Here is a 19,915-nt window from a genome sequence, read left to right on the forward strand (position 1 = left end):
ATGGCGCCACGGCCGGCGTCGTGCTCGCACCCGGCGAACGGCTCAACCGGCCAGCAACGCCTCTCCCGTCGCGACGTCGGTGACGAAATGCGTGGCATAGCCGGCCTCGAGCGTGGCCCTGATGGCCGCGATCTTGACCGGGCCGCCGGCAACGCAGATGCGGCTTTCCACCTGTTTCAGTTCATCCAGCGAGATACCGACCATGCGCTCGTCGTGGTCGCCGCCGATCGGCCGGCCCTGGCTGTCGATGAAGCGGCCGATGATGACGGCGACCGCCCCATGCCGCACATAGGCATCCATCTCGGCGCCGCTGGCGATGCCCGAGCCGCGCACCGTCGAGCCCGGCCCGATATCGCCGACGCCGAACAGGATGCGGTTGGTCGAATGGATCAGCTCGAACTGCTTCTTCAGCACCGGTTCGTCGAGCAGCATGGCCTTCAGGCCGCGCGTCGACAGAACGGCCGGTGCGAGCAGGTTGACGCAACGCGCATGGATGCGGTTCGACAGGACCGAGGTGCAAAGTTCCGGCGAGAATTCAGGCTCTCCGGTCGAGCTTCCCGAGACCTGCACGACGGTGACGTTCCTGACTGGCTTGCGCAGCACGATCTGCTCCGCCACGGCAAGAACCGTACGGCCCCAGGCGACGCCGATGGTGTCGCCGTCCTCGATCTGGTCGGCCAGCACGCGGGCGCCGGCATCGCCCAGCCGGCGCACAAGGCTCTGCTCCTCGCCGTTCGGGATGACGAAGACGCCCTGAAGCCCGAACCGACTCATCAGATCGCGTGCGATCGCCGTACGGCCGCTCGCCTGCGGGCTTATGTGGACCGAGACGATGCCGCGGTCGCGCGCTTCCTGGAGGTAGTTGACGATGGTGGCGCGCGACACCTGGAGGCGCTTGGCGATCTCGCTCTGCGTCATACCGTCGGCATAGTAGAGCCAGGCCGACCAGGTGACGGCGTCGGCGAATTCGGTCGGCAGCCTTGCGTCGACTTCCCTGCCGTCCCTGCTTGCCGCCTTGATGCTCGCCATTCGCAATCTCTGGTCCATCGCCCCGCCATTTGTCAACGGCATTTGTCTTATGTCTTGACTTCTGCCAATATCTGCTGTCGTTTGTTAAAAAGCGAGATCGGTACGGTCGGCATGATACAAAGCGTCCAGAAACAGAGCGGCGACACGGACAGGCCGGCTGGCGGCTGGACCGCCCTGATCGACGACGTTCTCGCCGGGCGCTGGGTCAATCCGGAGACAGGCAAGACGCCGCGCATGCCCTACGACCGGATCGTCATCGAGGAAAACCTCGACGGCGCCGAAGCCGACCTCATCGACAGCCTCAAGCTCGGCGAACGCTTTACCGTCGTCGCCGATGCGGCGACCTGGGACGCCATGGGCGCGCGGGTCGCCCGGCGGCTGGAGCGGCTGGGGCCAGTCGATACGGTGATCCTCGATCATCCGCACGCCGATATGGCCAACATCGCGGCGCTGAAGGAACGGCTCGCCGGTGCGGAAGGCGTCGTCGCGGTCGGCTCGGGCACCATCAACGACCTGTGCAAATACGTCACTGGGCAGGACGGCCGCCGTTACGCGGTCTTCGCCACCGCCGGCTCGATGAACGGCTATACGTCGACCACCGCCTCCATCACGCTGGAAAACGGCCTCAAGGTATCGCTGCCGTCGCACGCGCCGACGGGTTTCTTCGTCGATCTGTCGGTCAGCGCGTCGGCACCGCGCCACCTTTCGGCGGCCGGTTTCGGCGACTGCCTCGTGCGCTCCGTCGCGCAGGTGGACTGGTGGATGTCGCACCGAATGCTGTCGACCTACTATTCCACGGTGCCCTACCTGCTCCAGGACAAGGACGAGGTGGAGCTCAACAAGCGCGCCGCCGGCCTCGCCGAGGGCGATATCGCCGCCAACGGCTATCTGTACCGGGTTCTCACACTGTGCGGGCTTGGCGTCTCCTTCACCGGCGTGTCGCATCACGGCTCAATGGGCGAGCACCTGATTTCGCATTACATCGACTGCTTCGCCGGCGACAGGCATCCCGGAACCCTGCACGGACAACAGGTCGGCGTCGCCACCCTCACGCTCGCCCGGCTGCAGAAGATGTTCCTCGACAGCGACAAGGCCCCGGTGATCCGGCCGACGCGCATCGACGCGGCCGGCATGGCGCGACGGATGGGCGACGAGATCGCAGCCCAATGCCTGGGTGACATCGCACCGAAGATATTCGACGACCGCGCGGCGGCGGCGATAAACGAGAAGTTCAGCGAGCTGTGGCCGACGCTCAGGCGCGAGCTCCAGGCCTTCACCATCCCGGTCGAGGAGATGGAACGGCTGCTCGCGGCGACGGGTGGGCCGATGAGCGCCAAGGACCTCGGCCTGCCGGTCGACTTCTACCGCGAGGCCGTCGTTCATTGCCGCGAGATGCGCAACCGCTATTCCTTCCTCGACATCGCCGCCGATGCCGGCATGCTGGAAGACTTCGCGGCGGGCGAGGTCTGACATGAAGCCGGTCGCAGCCATGCCGCTCGACGTCGCCGCCCGGATCTCGGTCGTGCTTACCGACATCGACGACACGCTGACCAACGAGGGACGTTTGCCGGCGGCCGCCTATGCCGCGCTGGAGCGGCTGAGCGAGGCGGGTATCGCCGTTGCGCCAATCACCGGCCGGCCGGCCGGCTGGTGCGACATGATCGCCCGCATGTGGCCGATCGCCGGTGTCGTCGGCGAAAACGGCGCGTTCTATTTCTCCTACGATGCGCAGGGGCGGCGCATGCGGCGCGTCTTCGCCATTCCCGCCGAACAGCGCGCAGCGGACCGCGCCCGGCTCGAGCAGTTGCGCGAACGCATCCTGGCAGCCGTTCCGGGGGCCGCTGTATCGGCCGACCAGCTCTATCGCGAAGCCGATCTCGCCATCGACTTCTGCGAGGACGTGCCGGCCCTGCCGCCCGAGGACGTCGACCGCATCAAGCGCATCTTCGAGGAAGGCGGCGCCGTCGCCAAGATTTCGTCCATCCATGTCAACGGCTGGTTCGGCAGCTACGACAAGCTGTCGATGACGCGACGCTTCGCCGCCGAAATCCTGAACATGGACATCGATGCCGAGCGCGAGCGCGTGGTCTTTGCCGGCGACAGTCCAAACGATGCGCCGATGTTCGCCTTTTTTCCGAACGCCTGCGGCGTGGCCAACGTCCGGCGTTTTGCCGGCCGCATCGAGGCCGAGCCAGCCTACGTCGCCTCGAGCGAAGGCGGCTTCGGTTTCGTCGAGATCGCCGACCGCCTGATCGAGGCGCGGAGCGAGGCCGCGCGGCGCGGCGCGGCGGAATAACCGGCCCGCCGCTCACGGGAGGGCGGAAGGCGGCGGGAGAGAAAGAAGACGGCCGGTGACGCAAAAGCGCATCGAGCCAGGGAGGAACAACGATGACCGTTGCGCAAGTCAGGCGCATGTCTGTCTCGGATTCGCCGATACCCTGGCTGCTGCCGCTGGTTGCCCTGCTGCTCGTCTTCACGGTCTATCCGCTCATCTACAACATCTGGCTCAGCTTCCACGAATACGTGCCGCGCAGGCGCGCACTGGAGTATGTCGGCCTCTCCAACTGGACGCAGCTGTGGGAGGACGCGCGCTTCTGGCAGTCGCTCACCATCACCTTCGTCTATTTCGCCGTCGCCCTGGCGATCGAACTGGCGCTCGGCATGGCGATCGCACTGCTGCTCGACAGCGACGGCTTCGGCTTCGGCTTCCTGCGCGGCCTTTTGACGATGACGCTGGTCATCCCGCCGGCCATCGCCGGCATGATGTATCTTCTGATGGAAGACCCGCAGTTCGGCGTCATCAGCTACTTCCTGCAATGGACCGGCCTTCTCGATCCGGCCCACCCGATCCTGGCGACCGCCTCCACCGCGCTTGCCGGCGTGCTGTTGCCCGAGATCTGGCAATGGACGCCGTTCATGGTGCTGATCTTCCTTGCCGGCCTCAGGGCCCTGCCGCCCGAACCCTACGAGGCGGCGATGATCGACGGCGCCTCGCAGTGGCAGATCTTCCGGCGTATCACGCTGCCAATGATGTCGAAGGTGATCGCCATCGCGGTGCTGATCCGCGGCATCGATCTGTTCAGGGTGTTCGACTACGTCTTCGTCATGACCTCCGGCGGCCCTGGGACGTCGACCTACACGCTGTCGCTCTATGCCTGGCAGCAGACGTTCAGCTTCGTCAAATGGGGCTATGGCGCGACGCTTAGCCTGGTCACGCTGGCCATCATCCTTGTCGTCGCCAGCCTGTTCATCAAGATTGCCAAGGTGAGGTGGTGAGATGAACGCTTCGGTCGCATCGCGCACGCTGCGCACGCTCGCCGCCTGGGTCGTCGTCGGGCTGTTCTTCTTCCCGATCTACTACTGGACATCGGTGGCGTTCAAATACGGCAACGACATCTTCAGCCGGCCGCCGAATTTGTTCCACTTCACGCCGACCTTCGACAATTTCCAAAAAGTATTCGGCATCTCGCTCGGCAGCGGCGGCGTGACCGTGACGCCCGGCGGCGGCAATTTCTTCATGGCACCGCGACTGTGGGATTCGATCGTGGTGGCGACGCTGTCGACGCTGGTGGCCATCGTCATCGCCACGCTTGCCGCCTATGCCCTGTCGCGGATGAACTTCCGCGGTCGCCACCAGTTCGTCAACTGGGTGCTGTCGACGCGCATGATGCCGCCGGTCGCCGTCGCCGTGCCGATGTTCTTCATCTATAAGGGTTTCGGCCTGCTCGACACCTTCACCGGCATGGTGCTGATCCATGCGCTGATGAACCTGCCGCTGGCCGTGCTGTTGATGAAGAGCTTCTTCGACGACATACCGGCCGAAATCGACGAGAGCGCCATCGTCGACGGCGCCAGCCGCTTCACCATCTTCCGGCGCATCGTCCTGCCGATGGCCAAGGGCGGCATCGCCGCCACCGCCGTGCTGTGCTTCATCTTCTCCTGGACCGAGTTCCTGTTCGCGCTGACGCTGACGACCACCGGACTGAAAACGGTGCCGGTCGTGTCGTCGACCTTCGTCACTTCAATCGGCACGGCCTGGGGCAACATGGCGGCACTGGGCGCGGCCTCCATCATCCCGGCATTCATCTTCATTCTGTTGGTTCAGAAGCACCTGGTGCGCGGGCTCACCATGGGATCGCTGAAGCAATAGAGGGGAAAGGCTCAAATTCGCAGCCTTCGCAAACGCGAATTGAAACGGAGGAGTACACAATGAAAGACAGTATGAGAAAGGCCTACCTCGCCTCTGTCACCGACCGCTTCGTCAAGGGGCAGATGGACCGCCGTTCGTTCCTTCGCGCAGCCGGCAAGCTCGGCCTCGGCGCCGGCGCGCTCGGCATGGGTCTCGGCGCGCGTCCGTTCTGGACGATGAGCCAGGCGCAAGCACAGGACCAGGAGTTGAAGCCGAACGCCGACGTCATGAAGTGGCTCGCCGACGTCGGCAAGCCGTTCGCCGGCACGACGCTGAAACTGGCGACGGAATCGACGCCGCCTTCCAACGCCATCGCCACCCAGCTCAAGCAGTATTTCGAGGAAGCCTCCGGCATCAAGATCGAGATCGAGGTGCTGCCGCTCGAGCAGGTGCTGCAGAAGCTGACGCTGGACGTCGCCTCCAGCCTCGGCACCTACGACCTCTACTACATCGACCAGAGTTGGGCGGCCAATTTCAGCCAGGACGTGTTCGACCCGCGCGAGCAACTCAAGAACGCCGACCTGGCGATGCCGAACTACAACATCGACGACTTCCTCAAGCCGCTGGTCGACGGCATCGCCATGTACAAGGACACGATGGTCGGCGTGCCCTACGACATCCCGATCTTCATCATGCAGTACCGCAAGGACATCTGGGACGAGTTGAAGCTGCCGGCGCCGACGACGATGGAAGACCTGCTCAACGCGTCGAAGGCCATCACCGACGCCAAGGGACCGAACGTCTACGGCACCAGCGGCCAGATGAAGTCGGGCCACTACAGCCTCGAATGCGACTGGACGGCATGGCTTTGGGGCCATGGCGGCTCGATCTTCGACAAGGACGGCAAGTTCTGCGGCAACGACGAGCGCGGCCTCGAGGCGATGGCCTACTGGGACAAGCTCAAGGCCACCATGCCGCCCGGCGTCAACGGCTGGACATGGGACGGCGAAGGCCAGTCGGTGGCGCAGGGCGTCGCCGCCTCGATGCTGTCGTGGGGCGAGTTCTTCCCCTTCTTCGACGACCCCAAGGCATCCAAGGTCTCAGGCCTGATGGAAGCGATCGTGCCGCCGAAACCCACCACCACGCTGAGGACCGTGCAGGAAACCGCGTTCGGCGAAATCCCCGGCGTCGGCCATCAGGGCGGCTCGTCACTGGCGGTGTCGAAATACTCGAAGGCACCGGACGCGGCCTGGATCTTCATGCAGTGGGCGACCTCAGCCGACACCCAGGCACTGATCACCGTGCTTGGCGGCGGCACCGGTCCGACCCGCAAGAGCGTCTATGACGATCCGCGCGTCAAGGCCAACGCCCGTGTCGGCGCCGGCACCACGCGCCACCTGCCGGTGGTGCGCGAAACCATCGCCAACTACATGGGCTCCGAGCCGGATCTTCCGGCCTGGGCGGAAATCTCCAGCGACACGATCCCCGTCGCGCTCGGCAAGTATTTCGCCGGCCAGTTGGGCTCCGCCAAGGAGACCATGGACGCGCTGAAGTCGCAGGTCGACGAGATCGTCGCCAAGGGCTGAATTCTGACCATCGGGGCGGCGCTCGCCGCCGCCCCGGCATAGCCAATCACGCAAGAGGGTATCATGGCCGACAAACCATTGGTGGCAGTGACGGGGGCAAGCTCGGGCATCGGCGAGGCCGTCGCCAAGGCCTTCTCGGCCGCCGGCCATCCGGTGCTGATGATGGCGCGCCGGCTGGAGCGCATGCAGGCGCTGAACCTTCCCAACAGCATGGCCCGCAAGGTCGACGTGCGCGATCGCGCTGAAATCGCCGCGGCCGTGAAGGAAGCGGAGGAGAAATACGGGCCGGTGGACATGATGTTCGCCAATGCCGGCATCGCCCGGCTCGCCGACATCGGCCGCCAGCCGCCCGAAGAATGGGACGAGATGATCGACATCAACACCAAGGGCATGCTGAACACCGTCCATGCCGTGATGTCCGGCATGATGGCGCGCCGCCGCGGCACGCTGTTCATGATGAGCTCGATCGCCGGCCGCAAGGTTTACCCCGACCATACCGTCTATTGCGGCACCAAGTTCTTCGTCCATGCGATCTCGGAATCGCTGCGCGACTACCTTTCCGATTACGACGTGCGCGTCATCGTGCTTTCGCCCGGCGTCATCGAGACGGAGGTGTTGAGCGGCGTGCTCGATCCGATGACGCTTGCCAACTACAAGGCCAACAAGGTCAAGATGGGCGGCGGCATCGGGCCGGAGCATGTCGCCAACATTATGCTGCACGCCTACCAGATGCCGCAGAACGCACTGGTCCAGGAAATCGTCATCACGCCGACCCGCCAGAAATACTGACGCGACGGTTCAGATCCCGACGCCAAGGAAAAAACGGAACACTCACATGGCGACAGTGGAATACCGCAAGATCGGCAAGTCGTTCGGATCGATCAACATCCTGCGCGACATCTCGTTCCGCATCGGCGACCAGCAGTTCGTCGTCCTGCTCGGCCCCTCCGGTTGCGGCAAGACGACCCTGCTTCGCATGACCGCCGGCCTCGAGAGCGTTTCCGAGGGCGACCTGATGATCGGCGACAAGCGGGTCAACGACGTCCATCCGCGCGACCGCGACATCGCCATGGTGTTCCAGAACTACGCGCTCTATCCGACGATGAAGGTCTATGACAACATCGCCTTCAGCCTCGAAGTGGCGAAGATGCCGGCCGCCGAGATCAAGAAGCGGGTCGAGCATGCGGCCGAAATCCTGAACCTGACGGACTACCTGCAGCGATACCCCAAGCAGCTTTCCGGCGGGCAGCGCCAACGCGTCGCGATGGGCCGCGCCATGGTCCGCGAGCCCTCGGTGTTCCTGTTCGACGAGCCGCTGTCCAACCTGGACGCCAAGCTCAGGGCGCATATGCGCACCGAAATCCGGCAGCTCCACAACCGGCTGAAGACGACCACCATCTATGTCACGCACGACCAGATCGAGGCGATGACGATGGCGGACACGATCGCCGTCATGCGCGCCGGCAAGATCGAGCAGATCGGCAGTCCCGACGAGATCTACGACCATCCCGCCAGCAAGTATGTCGCCGATTTCGTCGGCGGATCGGCCATCAATTTTCTGCCGGGCACGATGGTCGCGGGCGCGGGCGGACCTGCCGCCGATACGGCGAGCGGCCGCATCGTGCTGAATGGCGAGGTGTCGGCGAAGCCCGGCCAGAAAGTCATCCTCGGGTTGCGGTCGACCGACGTGACGGTCGACAGCAACGGCCCGATCGCGGCCCGGACCGTGCTTCTGGAGCGGCTGGGCCACGACGCGCAATTGTTCTGCAACGGTCCTGACGGTCAGTTCGTGGCGGTGGTCGAAAAGGGTCTGCGTTTCGACGAAGGCAGCGAGGTCCGCTTCGCGATCCCGCCCGCCAAGGTTCACGTCTTCGACGCGGAGACGGAAGCGCGCCTCTAGGGCCATTGTGGTCAGGCACGCTGCCGTCCGAAACCGTATTGGAAAGGCTTGCACCGACCGCGCCGAGCGCGGCCGCAAGGGAAAGGGTTTGTCATGAAGTCGCGCTGGTCGGACAGTGAATTCGCCACCGTCGTGGATGGCTATGTCGGCAAGGGGATCAACCGCGATCTCGCCATCCGCACCTACACGACGCGCCTGCTCGGCGGCGATCCCGAACTGGTCCTGCATGGCGGCGGCAACACGTCGGTGAAGACCACCTTCACCGATATGGACGGCACGGCGGTCGATGTCCTGTGCGTCAAGGGCAGCGGCTGGGACATGGGCACGATCGAGCCACCCGGCCTGCCGGCCGTCCGCCTCGACCCGCTGAAGGCTATGGTCGGTTTCGATACATTGAGCGACGACGACATGGTCATGCTGCAGCGCCGCCTGCTGATGGACCCGGCCGCGCCCAATCCGTCTGTCGAAGCGATCCTGCATGCGATCCTGCCGTTCCGGCATATCGACCACACCCACGCCAACGCGATCGTCTCGCTGACCAACCAGCCGCACGGCGAAGACCTCGTGCGCGAACTGTTTCCCGATTCGATCATCGTTCCCTATGTCATGCCGGGCTTCGTCCTGGCCAAGGCATGCGACGCCGCCTTCCGGGCCAATCCGAAAGGCGACGGCATGATCCTGCTGAAGCACGGCATCTTCACCTGGTCCGCTGATCCGCGCGAAGCCTACGAGGCCATGATCGCCAAGATCGACCGCGCCGAGAAGCGCCTGGCGAAGGGTCGCGCCAAGCCGTTCAAGAGCGCTGCCATCCCGGCCGGCATTGCCGACGCCGCCGACATCGCGCCGATCCTGCGCGGCGCTATCGCCATCGAGGGTGCCGTCGAAGGCGTGCCGAAACGGTTCGTCCTCGAACATCGGGCCGGCGAGAAGGTGCTCGATTTCTGCAATGCCGAAAACGTCGGCAGCCTGACCCGGCGCGGCAACGCGACACCGGAGCACGTCCTCCACATCAAGCGGTTCGGCGTGGCGCTGCCGGCGCCTTTGGCCGACGATCTCGACGGCTGGGCGCGCACGGTGCGCGAAGCGGTGGCGGCCTATCAAGCCGAGTACAAGGCCTATTTCGAGCGCAACAACCAGCGCGCCGGCGGCGGCAAGCGCATGCTCGATGCGATGCCGCGCGTCTTCTACGTCGCAGGCATGGGCCTGTTCGCCGCCGGGGCGGCGCGCAAGAACGCGCTCGTCGCCGCTGATGTCGCCGAAGCCACCATCGACGTCATCACCAAGGCGGAAGGCATCGAATCCTTCGAGGCCTTGTCGGAAGCCGATCTCTTCGACATCGAATACTGGTCGCTGGAACAGGCCAAGCTGGCGAAGCAGCTGGAAAGGCCGCTGAGCCGGCAGGTGGCGGTCGTCACCGGCGGCGCCGGCGGGCTGGGCCTCGCCGTCGCCGAGGCGCTGAAGGCGGAAGGCGCCGAGATCGCCCTGATCGACATCGCCGAAGAGGCGCTGGAGCGCGAGGCGAAGCGCCTCGGCGGGATCGGCGTCGCCTGCGACGTCACCGATCCGGCGGTCGTTGACGCGGCCATCGCCAAGATCGTCGACCGCTATGGCGGCATCGACATCCTCATCTCCAACGCTGGCGCCGCCTTCCAGGGCAAGCTGGTCGAAGTCGACGAAGCGACCTTCCGCAAGGCCTTCGACCTCAATTTCTGGAGCCACCACTATGTGGCTCGCGCCGTCGTGAAAGTCATGCGCAGGCAGGGAACCGGCGGTGCGCTGGTCTTCAACGTATCCAAACAGGCGGTCAATCCGGGCGCCGACTTCGGCCCCTACGGCACGTCGAAGGCGGCGCTGATGGCGCTGATGCGCCAATATGCCGTCGAGCATGGTGGCGACGGCATCACCTCAAACGCCGTCAACGCCGACCGCATCCGCACGGGCCTGATGACCGACAAAATGGTGCTTGAGCGCAGCAAGGCGCGCGGCGTCACGCCGGAAGCCTATATGCGCGGCAACCTCGTCGGCCGCGAGGTGACCGGCGCCGATGTGGCGGCCGCCTTCGTCCATCTCGCCAAGGCGCGCACCAGCACCGGCGCGGTGATCAGCGTCGACGGCGGCAATGTCGCTGCGATGATGCGCTAGCGGGTAAAACGAACGAGCGAGGAAAGCCGATGGCGACGATCCTGATCCTTGGCGCGGGCGTGATGGGTAGCGCGCTGGCCGTGCCCGCGGCCGACAACGGCCATACGGTGCTCCTTGCCGGCACGCCGGTCGACACCGACATCATCGCGCGCATCGGCAAGGCTGGCGGCGTGCACCCGAAACTCGATCAGCCGCTGCCCGGCAATGTCAGGCCGATCGCCAACGCCGATCTCTCAGATGCCGATGTCGAGGCCGCCGACATGATCGTCGTCGGCGTCAGCAGCCCCGGCATTTCCTGGGCGGTGGAGCGGCTCGCCGGCGCGATGAAGCGGCCGCGCCGAATCGCCTTCGTTACGAAAGGATTGGACAAAGCCGGCTCGTCGCTCGTCACCCTGGCGGGCTCCTTGCCCTCGCGACTGCCGCAGATGAGCGCCTTCCTCGGCATCGGCGGGCCCTGCATCGCGCGCGAGCTCGCTAATCGCAAGCCCAGCGCCTGCGTCTACGCCTGCGCCGACCGGCAGGCGGCGGGCGAGTTCGCAGCGCTGATGACGACGGACTACTACCGGCTTTCGACCACGGACGACGTCGTCGGCGTGGAAGCCTGCGCGGCGCTCAAGAATTTCTACGCGATCGGGGTGGCGGCAATGCAGACGCGCTATCCGGATTCGGCGCGCGCCGATGCGCAGTCGAAGAACCCGACCGCCGCCGCCTTCACACAGGCGACGCGCGAGATGGCGCGCCTGTGCGAACGCTTCGGTGGCAGGCGCGACACCGCTTTCGACCTCGCCGGCCTCGGCGACCTGCATGTGACGGTCGGCGGCGGACGCAACAGCCGCCTTGGCCATGAACTCGGCAGGGATCGCACCGTTTCCGACGTAATGGCAAAGGAACTTGCCGGCGAGACCGTCGAGGGCATAGACACCGCGCGCATGCTATCGGCCTGGCTGCAGCCGACACCGGGACTCGAACCGATCGGCCCTGACCGTTTCCCGCTCGCCTACGCCATCATCGACGCGGTGCTTCAGGACACGCCCTTCAAGTTCGATTTCGCGACGCTGACGATTTCCTGAGGACCGGCCTCAGGCATCGGCGAGACTGTCGGCCATGGAACGGATGACGGTGACCGCCGACGCCGCTCCCGGGTCGACGTGACCGAGCGAGCGGTCGCCGAGGCGTGCCGCCCTGCCCTTGGTGGCGGCGAAATTCCGGGTCGCCTCGGCGCCCTGTTCGGCGGCGTCGGCGGCCGCTGCCAAAGCGGCCGGCAGGGAGGCGCCGGCGGCTCGGGCCTGCCGGGCGGCTTCGGCGGCGGGCAACCAAGCATCGATCATGGTCTTTTCACCCGGTTCGGCCTTGCCGCGATCCTGGATGCCTTTCGCCATGGCCGCGAATGCATCGACCATGTCGTCCGCCTCAAGCTTGGCCTTGCCCTTCACGGCCGCGCCCGCGCGCATGAAAGCGGTGGCGTAGAGCGGTCCACAGGAAGCGCCGACCGCGTTGAGGAAGGCCTTTGCGGCCGCGTTGAAGACGACGGTGGGGTCGGCGTCATCGCCAAGCGCTGCGGTGGCGTCGCGGGCGGCGGCGAAGCCGAGATCCATCGCTATGCCATGGTCGGCATCGCCGATGACGCCGTCGAGCGCGCACAATCGGTCCTTGTCGGCCTCGATCGCAACGGCGATTGCAGCAAACATCGCCTTGAGCCTGTCGGTCGAGATCGTCATCAGCCCGCCCTGAACATCGCGCAGTCGCAGGGATGGTCGAGCATCGACTGCAACTCGCCATCGAGGCGATGCAGCGTGATCGAAGCGCCCGCCATTTCGAGCGAGGTGCAATAATTGCCGACCCAGGTGGCATGGGTTTCGACGCCGCGATCCGCGAGGCGGGCCGCCACCCTGCGGTTCATGATGTAGAGTTCCATCAGGGGAGTGGAACCCAGCGAATTCACCAGAACGGCAACACGGTCGCCGCGCGATGGCGCCATCTCGGCGAATATCTTGTCGATGATGTCGTCGACGATCTCGTCGGCCGTGCGCAGCGGGCCGCGCTCGACGCCCGGCTCGCCGTGGATACCCATGCCGATTTCCATCTCGTCCGGACCGATCTCGAAATTCGGCCGACGAGTCTGCGGCAGCGAACAGGGAGCGAGCGCGACGCCGACCGTATAGGTCTGGTCGTTGGCCTTGCGCAGAATGCGTTCGCATTCGTCCAGCGGCAGCATCCTGTCGGCGGCGGCACCTCCCGCCTTGAAGACGAAAAAGTTGCCCGCCACGCCGCGGCGTTTTTCGCGTTCGCCGGGCGGGGCAGAGGCGACGTCGTCGGTGCTGAGCACGGTGCGCACCTCGATGTCCTCCATCGCCAGCATTTCGGCCGCCATGTCGAAATTCATGACATCGCCGGCGTAGTTGCCATAGGCGAAGAGAATGCCGGCGCCGCCGTCCACGGCCTTGGCGCATTCGACGATCGGATCGGGCGGCGGCGAGGCGAAGACGTTGCCGACGGCACAGGCATCGGCAAGGCCCTTGCCGACGAAACCGAGGAAAGTCGGTTCATGGCCGGAGCCGCCGCCGATAACCAACCCCACCTTGCCGGGGCGCGGCCCGTTCAGGGAGACGATCGAGCGCGGGCTGCCTTCGACCGCGCGGATATGGCGCGGATGGGCGGCAAGCACGCCTTGCAGCATCTCCTCGACGGCCCTGGCACCATCGTTGACGATCTTCTTCGTCTGCACGATCAACCTCCCCTTGGCGGCACCGCATCCGGACATGCTGGCCTTCCAAGCAAGGTAGCGAGGGAAAGCCGAGGTGTCACGACGGCTTGTTGCCGTCCAGCCGGTCGATGGCCGCGACATTGCCGGCCGACGGGCCGGCGGGGTCGAATTCCGAAGCCAGCCAGGTATCGGCGATCGCCTTGGCGAGTTCGGGGCCGATGACCCGTGCGCCCATGGTGATGATCTGCGCATTGTTGGACTTGGCGGCGCGTTCGGCCGAATAGGTGTCATGGGTGAGCGCGGCGCGGATGCCCGGCACCTTGTTCGCCGAGATGCAGACGCCGATGCCGGTGCCGCAGAAAAGGATGGCGCGGTCGTAAGCGCCTTCGAGCACCTCCTTGCCGACCGACGCGGCAAGATCGGCATAGTAGCCGCTCTGGCTGAGGTCCGTCACGTCAAGGTCTTCGCGTCCCTTCAGATGCGCGGCGATGACGTCGAGCAGCGGTTTTCCGGCGCTGTCTGCTCCGAGGGCGATCTTCATGGCCTGATCTCCTGTGTGTTGGTTTGATCGCGTTCGCGCACCGCCGCGAGAACGCGCTCTATAATGTCCATATAGCCCTCCGCGCGCCATGCGGCACGGCCAATGAACAGGCCGTCCACATTGGGCTGTCCGCTCAGTTCTGCACAGTTGTCCGCGTTCACGCTGCCGCCGTAGAGAACCGGCGGCGGTGCGGCCAGATACCGGCCCGCCACCGCGCGGATGAACGCCTGCTGGCCATCCGCATAATCGGCGGAAGCGGGCATGCCTTTTTCGCCGATGGCCCAGACGGGCTCGTAGGCGAACAGGACCGCGGCCGAGCGCGCCTCACCTTCCAGCGCCGCGAGCGCTCCCTCGACCTGTCGCTCCAGAACCGCCCGAGCGCGTCCGTCTTCGCGCTCCTCATATATCTCGCCGACACAGATCAGCGGCGTCAGGCCATGGCGCACGGCCGCCGCTACCTTGAGACCCACGGTAGCATCGGTTTCGCCGAAATGCTGGCGCCTTTCGCTATGCCCGAGTTCGACGAGATCGGCGCCGCAATCCTTCAGCATCACCGGCGAAATCTCGCCGGTCCAGGCGCCGGCATCGGCCCAATGCATGTTCTGCGCCCCGACCCTGACTCCGGTGCCGGCCAGCGCCGCCGCGACCTCGCGCAGGCAGGTGAAGGGCGGAATGACGAACGGCTGGACGCGCTTGTCCAGCCCGCGTGCGAAGGGGGCCAGCGCCTTGGCGAAAGCCAACCCCTCGGAGAGGGTCTTGTTCATCTTCCAACTGGTGCCGATCCAGAGCGGGGTCATGACTGTACCCCCGCTTCCGGCGCCAGCGCCGAGCGGCCTGTCTCGACGTAAGGTGCCCAGTAATCGACGGACTCGCGCATCATCGCCACCACCTGCCGGTCGACGGGATCACGCTCGCGGAACGACAGTTCCAGGCAGATTTCGTTGCGCGTGCTGCCGCCGCGCTGCAGTGTCTCCAGGAACTTCGCCGGCTCGATGCGCCCGTCGGCGTTGTACTTCGCCGTAAACGGCCAATGGCCGCCCTTGTTCATCGACGACTGCTTGATATGGACGATCGGCGAGTGCGACGCGAAGCGCTCTGCCCAGGCATAGGGATCGACGTCGGCGGGGTCGCTCGACGTCACGTCGCCATGGTCGATGTCGATCATCATGTTGAGCGGTAGCGCCAGCCCTGCCCCGTCGATCCTGTCCTGAAGCGCCGCGCAGGCGTCCAGCGTGTGGCCGAATTCCCGGCCGACCGACATCGGCTCCCAGATCAGGAATTTGAGGCCGCATGCTTTTGCGGTTTCGGCGACCTCGCCCCAATGGCCGAGGGCCGTGTCGATCATAGCCTCCCTGCGGGCTTCGTCGTCGAAGTCGCGATGAGGCAGGATGGCGAACTGCGTGCCGCAGCTCTCGGCGCCGATGTCGGCGGCGATGGACGCCATCGTCCGGAACCATTCGATATAGTAGCGGCGCACATCCGAATCCGGATGGCCGAAATGGTTGAGCCGGCCGTAAGGCCCGGTGAAGAAGGAAGTCACCCGGACATTGGTCCGCGCCAGCGCCGCCTGGAATCGCCGCACCGTCTTGCTTATCGTTGCCGCCGGCCATGCCGGGTTGATGAATTCATGCGTCAGCTGGACATACCGGATGCCGATGCGCCACGCGATGGTGTCGATCAGGTCGTCCGGATCGGCGAAACGGTTCACCAGCGGATTGGTGTTCACGGAAAGGGTGAAGGAGGCGGCGTCTGGCATCAGCCGGCCCATTGTCCGGTGTCGAACCATCGCTCGAAATCGGCCCGCTCGACCGCCGACAGATGCAGGCCGTGCTTCGTGCGGCGGTCCAGAACATCGCCGGCGCTCATCGCCCATTCCTGGTCGCGCAGGTAGGTCACTTCCCGCTCATAAAAATTCGGCCCGAACGCGATGCCGAGGTCGGCGATCTTATTGACGCCGTCGAGCAGCGTGCGCGTGCGGGTTCCGTAGAGCCGGGCATAGTGCGCGACCAGCTCTTTCGGCAGCCACGAATAGTCCGCCTCCAACCCGTGGTCGAAGGCGCCGAAATCCGCATTGGCGATATCGCCGCCGGGCAGGTGCGCCTTTGCCGTCCATGCCTCACCCATGGCCGGAAAGAACGGCTTCAGGCGGTCCATCGCGTGCTCGGCGAGCTTGCGGAACGTCGTGATCTTGCCGCCAAAGACCGACAGCAACGGCGCCTGTCCCCTGCCGGCGTCCAGTTCGAACAGATAGTCGCGCGTCACCGCGCTGGGATTGGCCGCCTTGTCGTCATAGAGCGGACGAACGCCGGAAAAGCTGTGCACGACGTCGCGAGCGGAAAGCTTCGTCCTGAAATAGCGGTTCACCACCTTGACCAGGTAGTCGACTTCGGCAGCGTCCACCGAAACGTCCTCGGGCCGCCCGTCATAAGGAATGTCCGTCGTGCCGATCAGAGCCAGACCACCCTCATAGGGATTGACGAAGATGACGCGCCTGTCGGAATTCTGGATCAGATAGGCCTGCGGCCCACGCCAGAATTTCTTCACCACGATATGGCTGCCCTTGACCAGTCTCACGGCTCGTTTCGACGTCAGGCCGGCAACGTCCTCGATCACCTCGCTCACCCATGGTCCGGCGGCGTTGACGAGGGCGCGGGCGCGCACGTTTCTGGAACGGCCGGTTCGCGAATCCTTCAGTTCGGCAACCCAAAGGTCGGCTTCGCGCCGGGCGGCGACACAGGCGGTGCGGGTCAGCACGGTTGCGCCGCGCTCGCCGGCGTCGACGGCATTGAGTGCCACCAGGCGTGCGTCGTCCACCCAGCAATCGGAGTATTCGAAAGCCCGCCGGTAACGCGGGTCGAGCGGCTCGCCTTCCGGCGCCGTCGCGAGGTCGAGCGTGCGGGTGCCCGGCAGGCGCTTGCGGCCGCCGAGATGGTCGTAGAGGAACAGCCCCAGCCGCACCAGCCAGGCCGGCCGGTCGTCCGGGCTGTGCGGCAGCACGAAGCGCATAGGCCAGATGATATGGGGCGCCGACGCCAGCAGCACCTCGCGCTCGATCAGCGCTTCGCGAACCAGCCGGAACTCGTAGTATTCCAGGTAGCGCAGCCCACCGTGCACGAGCTTGCCGGACCTTGAACTGGTGCCCTGCGCGAGGTCGTCCTTTTCGCACAGGACGACCGACAGGCCGCGCCCGGCAGCGTCGCGGGCGATGCCGGCGCCGTTGACGCCGCCGCCAACCACCAGAAGATCGACCGGATCGGACCCCGTGTTCATCTTGTTCAGTCGCCAGTCAGCAAGGATTGAGCGGCGGCTGGCCGGCAAGGTAGCGGCGTACCTCCTCGGCCGCCTGCTCTGCCGCATAGGTCACCGTGCGCACCGACGCGCCGGCGATGTGCGGGGTCAGCGTCACGTTCGGCAATTGCAGCAGCGGCCAGTCCGCCGGCACCGGCTCTACCGCGAAGGTTTCGAGCATGGCGCTGGCGATGCGGCCTTCCGCCAATGCCTCGTAGAGCGCCTCGTAGTCGGCCAGAGGACCGCGCGCCGTGTTGACGAAGATCACGCCCGGCTTCATCCTGGCGATGGCCTCGCGGTCGATCATGTTGCGCGTCTCCTCGGTGACGCGCGGATGCAGCGTGACGACGTCCGAGCGCGCCAGCAGGTCGTCGAACCCCACCAGTTCCACCCCCGCCTGACGGTCGTCGGCGCTTAGCTGCACATAGGGATCGCAGACCAGGATCCGGCAACCGAAGGCCCTGAGCAGTCTGACCACTTTGGTCCCGATGGCGCCGTAGCCGACGACGCCCACCGTCATCTCGCTGAGTTCCCGCCCGGTGCGATCGGCGCGGTAGAGATCGCCGCGCCACTCGCCCTTGCGCAGGGATTCGTGCCCGACCCGGATCAGGCGCGTTTCGGCCAGGATGGCGCCGATGGCGAACTCGGCCACCGCGCTGGCGTTGCGGCCGGGCGTGTTGACCACCGTCACCCCATGCTCGCGCGCCGCCGCCATGTCGATGTTGACCGGACCGCCGCGCGAGACAGCCACCAGCTTCAGCGCGGGCAGCTGTTCCAGCATGCCGCGCGAAACGGGCGCCAGCTGGGTGACGAACACTTCTGCATCGGCAATGAAGGCCACCACCTCGTCCGGGTCGCCGAAATACTCCTTCAGCCCGCCCAGTCCCTTGCTGGCATAGCCGTGCTCCATCGGCTCGTCAGGCCACGCCGAGCGGTGCGTGCGGATATCGAGGCCGTCGCCGCAGCGTTTCTCGATCTCCGCGCGGAAGATGTCTGGCAGCATGAAATTGTCGCCGAAAATCGCGATCTTGCGGGTCATGACAGTCCCCTTGCAGCGGCCATGCTGCGCCAGACCGGCACCAATGCCTGCCGGGCTTCGACATAGGCGGGATAGGTCGCGCGGTAGATCGCCGCGAGTTCCTCGTCGGGCGCCTCCACCTCGCCGAGCAGCGGCGTCACCCACTCGGCGACGCAGTCCTCCACCGAACCGTAGAGGCCGATCGAGACGGCGGCGATCATCGCCGCGCCCGCGGCGCCGGCTTCCTCGCGCCTGCTGGTCCTGATGCCGGCCCCGAGCACGGCACCGAGGATGCGGCGCAGCGCCGTGCTGCGCGCCGCACCGCCCGACAGGCGGACTTCGGCGGGTATCGGTCCCATCGCCGCATAACAATCGCGCCCGGCAAAGGCGAGCCCCTCGAACACGGAGCGCACCAGATCGCCGAAACCATGCCGGCTGGAAAGGCCGATGAAGCCGGCGCGCGCATTGGCGTCGATGAAGGGGCCGCGCTCACCCGCTTCGGAAACATAGGGCTGATAAAGCAACGAGGCCGGCGCCGACGACGCGATCCAGCGGTCGATCTGCGCGATCATGTCGCCGGGCTTGCGCACTATGCCTTCCGAGGCCAGGACGCCGGCGGCAAGGCCGAGCACCCAGTCGATGTTGAGGGTGGCCGCCATGTTGGACTGCATCTGGGCGTAGGCACCGCTCCCCGGCAGACACATGGTGTAGCCGGTACGATCGTCGTTGAGGACGACGTCGGCATGATCCTTCGCAAGTCGCATATGCATGCCGGTCGAGCCGACGATGGAGCAGCCGGGGCGCGAGGCAGCATCGACAAGGCCTGCGCCAAGCGCCGTGCACACCACGTCGACATAGCCGAGAACAACGGGCGTCCCGGCCTTAAGGCCGGTCTCGGCAGCGGCGGCGGACGACAGCTCGTGGGTCGCTGTCGCACCGTCGACAATCGGCGGCAGCATCCGCTTCAGGCGCGACAGGCCGAGAATATCGATCGCCTCGTCGCTATAGGCACGCTTGCGGAAATCGCCGAAGGTGAAGCAGGCTTCGGACGGATCGGTCGCGCGTATGCCCGTCAGCCGGAAATAGAGCCAGTCCTTGCAATGGAACGCCGTCGCCGCCCGTTCCAGCCGCTCCGGTTCGGTGCGGCCGATCAACCCCAGTTGCGGCCCCTGCTGACAGGCGGCAAGCCCGGAACCCGTCTGGCCGAAGCGGACGCGATCGACATCCTCGCGGGCACGCAACTCCTCGACGAGGGAGGCGGCGCGGGCGTCGAGCCACAACCATCCCTTGCCGACCGGCTCGCCGCCGCTATCGATCAACCAGGTGCCGTCCCCCTGCCCCGTCACGGCGACAGCGGCGGTGCGGGCGGCGAGGTCGGGAACCTGTTCGGCAAGCAGACGCAGCGTCGCCGCCGTATCCTTCCACGTTCGGGCGAGGTCCTGTTCGGCGCCGCTGCCGGCAACGGTTTCGTAGTGGTTCGGCAAGGAAGCGGCGGCGAGTTGCCGGCCGGCAAGGTCGAAGGCGATCGACTTGATCACCGACGTTCCCGCATCGATCCCGATCAGAACATCGCCCATG

At 65.8% G+C, this 19,915-nt stretch carries 18 protein-coding genes; 9 read left to right on the forward strand and 9 right to left on the reverse strand.

From position 1 onward, the window contains the following. Nucleotides 1–42: 42 nt before the first annotated feature. A complete protein-coding gene (locus E6C48_RS14715) occupies nt 43–1,029 on the reverse strand; it encodes a sugar-binding transcriptional regulator (protein ID WP_230978772.1) in 987 nt (328 codons plus the stop codon). Nucleotides 1,030–1,140: 111 nt separating this feature from the next. Between E6C48_RS14715 and E6C48_RS14720 the strand changes: the two genes are divergently transcribed. The 9 genes from E6C48_RS14720 (at nt 1,141) to E6C48_RS14760 (ending at nt 11,856) form a co-directional block, all read left to right on the forward strand. Then, nucleotides 1,141–2,499, forward strand: a complete 1,359-nt coding sequence (locus E6C48_RS14720; RefSeq protein WP_136358485.1) for a sn-glycerol-1-phosphate dehydrogenase — start codon at nt 1,141–1,143, stop codon at nt 2,497–2,499. A 1-nt stretch (nt 2,500) separates the two neighbouring features. Continuing rightward, complete coding sequence (locus tag E6C48_RS14725) at nt 2,501–3,325, forward strand: HAD-IIB family hydrolase (protein ID WP_136358487.1); 825 nt, start codon at nt 2,501–2,503, stop codon at nt 3,323–3,325. Nucleotides 3,326–3,417: 92 nt separating this feature from the next. Further along, the gene (locus E6C48_RS14730) at nt 3,418–4,305 is read left to right on the forward strand and encodes a carbohydrate ABC transporter permease (protein ID WP_136358489.1); all 888 of its coding nucleotides are present in this window, start codon (nt 3,418–3,420) and stop codon (nt 4,303–4,305) included. Nucleotide 4,306: 1 nt separating this feature from the next. Next, nucleotides 4,307–5,179 carry a carbohydrate ABC transporter permease gene (locus E6C48_RS14735; protein ID WP_136358491.1) on the forward strand — a complete coding sequence of 291 codons (873 nt, stop codon included), beginning with the start codon at nt 4,307–4,309 and terminating at the stop codon, nt 5,177–5,179. 59 nt (nt 5,180–5,238) lie between these two features. Continuing rightward, nucleotides 5,239–6,744 carry an ABC transporter substrate-binding protein gene (locus E6C48_RS14740; protein WP_136358493.1) on the forward strand — a complete coding sequence of 502 codons (1,506 nt, stop codon included), beginning with the start codon at nt 5,239–5,241 and terminating at the stop codon, nt 6,742–6,744. Between the two features lie 63 nt (nt 6,745–6,807). Further along, nucleotides 6,808–7,533, forward strand: a complete 726-nt coding sequence (locus tag E6C48_RS14745) for an SDR family oxidoreductase (protein WP_136358496.1) — start codon at nt 6,808–6,810, stop codon at nt 7,531–7,533. 46 nt (nt 7,534–7,579) lie between these two features. Further along, the gene (locus tag E6C48_RS14750; RefSeq protein WP_136358498.1) at nt 7,580–8,644 is read left to right on the forward strand and encodes an ABC transporter ATP-binding protein; all 1,065 of its coding nucleotides are present in this window, start codon (nt 7,580–7,582) and stop codon (nt 8,642–8,644) included. Between the two features lie 93 nt (nt 8,645–8,737). Next, entirely contained in the window at nt 8,738–10,786 is a 2,049-nt protein-coding gene (locus tag E6C48_RS14755) for a bifunctional aldolase/short-chain dehydrogenase (protein WP_136358500.1), read from the forward strand. A gap of 29 nt (nt 10,787–10,815) precedes the next feature. Continuing rightward, on the forward strand, nt 10,816–11,856 hold the full coding sequence (locus E6C48_RS14760; RefSeq protein ID WP_136358502.1) for an NAD(P)H-dependent glycerol-3-phosphate dehydrogenase: 1,041 nt from the start codon (nt 10,816–10,818) through the stop codon (nt 11,854–11,856). 9 nt (nt 11,857–11,865) lie between these two features. Here E6C48_RS14760 and dhaL read toward each other — a convergent pair whose 3' ends face one another. The 8 genes from dhaL to E6C48_RS14800 form a co-directional block, all read right to left on the reverse strand. Further along, nucleotides 11,866–12,504, reverse strand: coding sequence for a dihydroxyacetone kinase subunit DhaL (gene dhaL / locus E6C48_RS14765; RefSeq protein ID WP_136358504.1), 639 nt, complete (start codon nt 12,502–12,504; stop codon nt 11,866–11,868). Further along, entirely contained in the window at nt 12,504–13,511 is a 1,008-nt protein-coding gene (locus E6C48_RS14770; RefSeq protein WP_136358506.1) for a dihydroxyacetone kinase subunit DhaK, read from the reverse strand. Before E6C48_RS14770 ends, dhaL begins: the two co-directional genes overlap by 1 nt. A gap of 76 nt (nt 13,512–13,587) precedes the next feature. Continuing rightward, nucleotides 13,588–14,031 carry a D-erythrulose-4-phosphate isomerase gene (derI, locus tag E6C48_RS14775; RefSeq protein ID WP_136358508.1) on the reverse strand — a complete coding sequence of 148 codons (444 nt, stop codon included), beginning with the start codon at nt 14,029–14,031 and terminating at the stop codon, nt 13,588–13,590. Next, entirely contained in the window at nt 14,028–14,828 is an 801-nt protein-coding gene (locus tag E6C48_RS14780; RefSeq protein ID WP_136358510.1) for a triose-phosphate isomerase, read from the reverse strand. The genes derI and E6C48_RS14780 overlap by 4 nt, the downstream gene beginning before the upstream one ends. Then, nucleotides 14,825–15,787 carry a sugar phosphate isomerase/epimerase family protein gene (locus tag E6C48_RS14785; RefSeq protein ID WP_230978773.1) on the reverse strand — a complete coding sequence of 321 codons (963 nt, stop codon included), beginning with the start codon at nt 15,785–15,787 and terminating at the stop codon, nt 14,825–14,827. The genes E6C48_RS14780 and E6C48_RS14785 overlap by 4 nt, the downstream gene beginning before the upstream one ends. Then, complete coding sequence (locus E6C48_RS14790; RefSeq protein WP_136358514.1) at nt 15,787–17,301, reverse strand: glycerol-3-phosphate dehydrogenase; 1,515 nt, start codon at nt 17,299–17,301, stop codon at nt 15,787–15,789. The genes E6C48_RS14785 and E6C48_RS14790 overlap by 1 nt, the downstream gene beginning before the upstream one ends. 16 nt (nt 17,302–17,317) lie before the next feature. Continuing rightward, entirely contained in the window at nt 17,318–18,358 is a 1,041-nt protein-coding gene (locus tag E6C48_RS14795; RefSeq protein ID WP_136358516.1) for a 2-hydroxyacid dehydrogenase, read from the reverse strand. Next, nucleotides 18,355–19,914, reverse strand: coding sequence for an FGGY-family carbohydrate kinase (locus E6C48_RS14800; protein ID WP_136358518.1), 1,560 nt, complete (start codon nt 19,912–19,914; stop codon nt 18,355–18,357). The genes E6C48_RS14795 and E6C48_RS14800 overlap by 4 nt, the downstream gene beginning before the upstream one ends. Between the last annotated feature and the right edge of the window lies 1 nt (nt 19,915).

It is taken from the genome of Ollibium composti (assembly GCF_004801285.1).
GTDB classification, from domain to species: domain Bacteria; phylum Pseudomonadota; class Alphaproteobacteria; order Rhizobiales; family Rhizobiaceae; genus Mesorhizobium; species Mesorhizobium composti.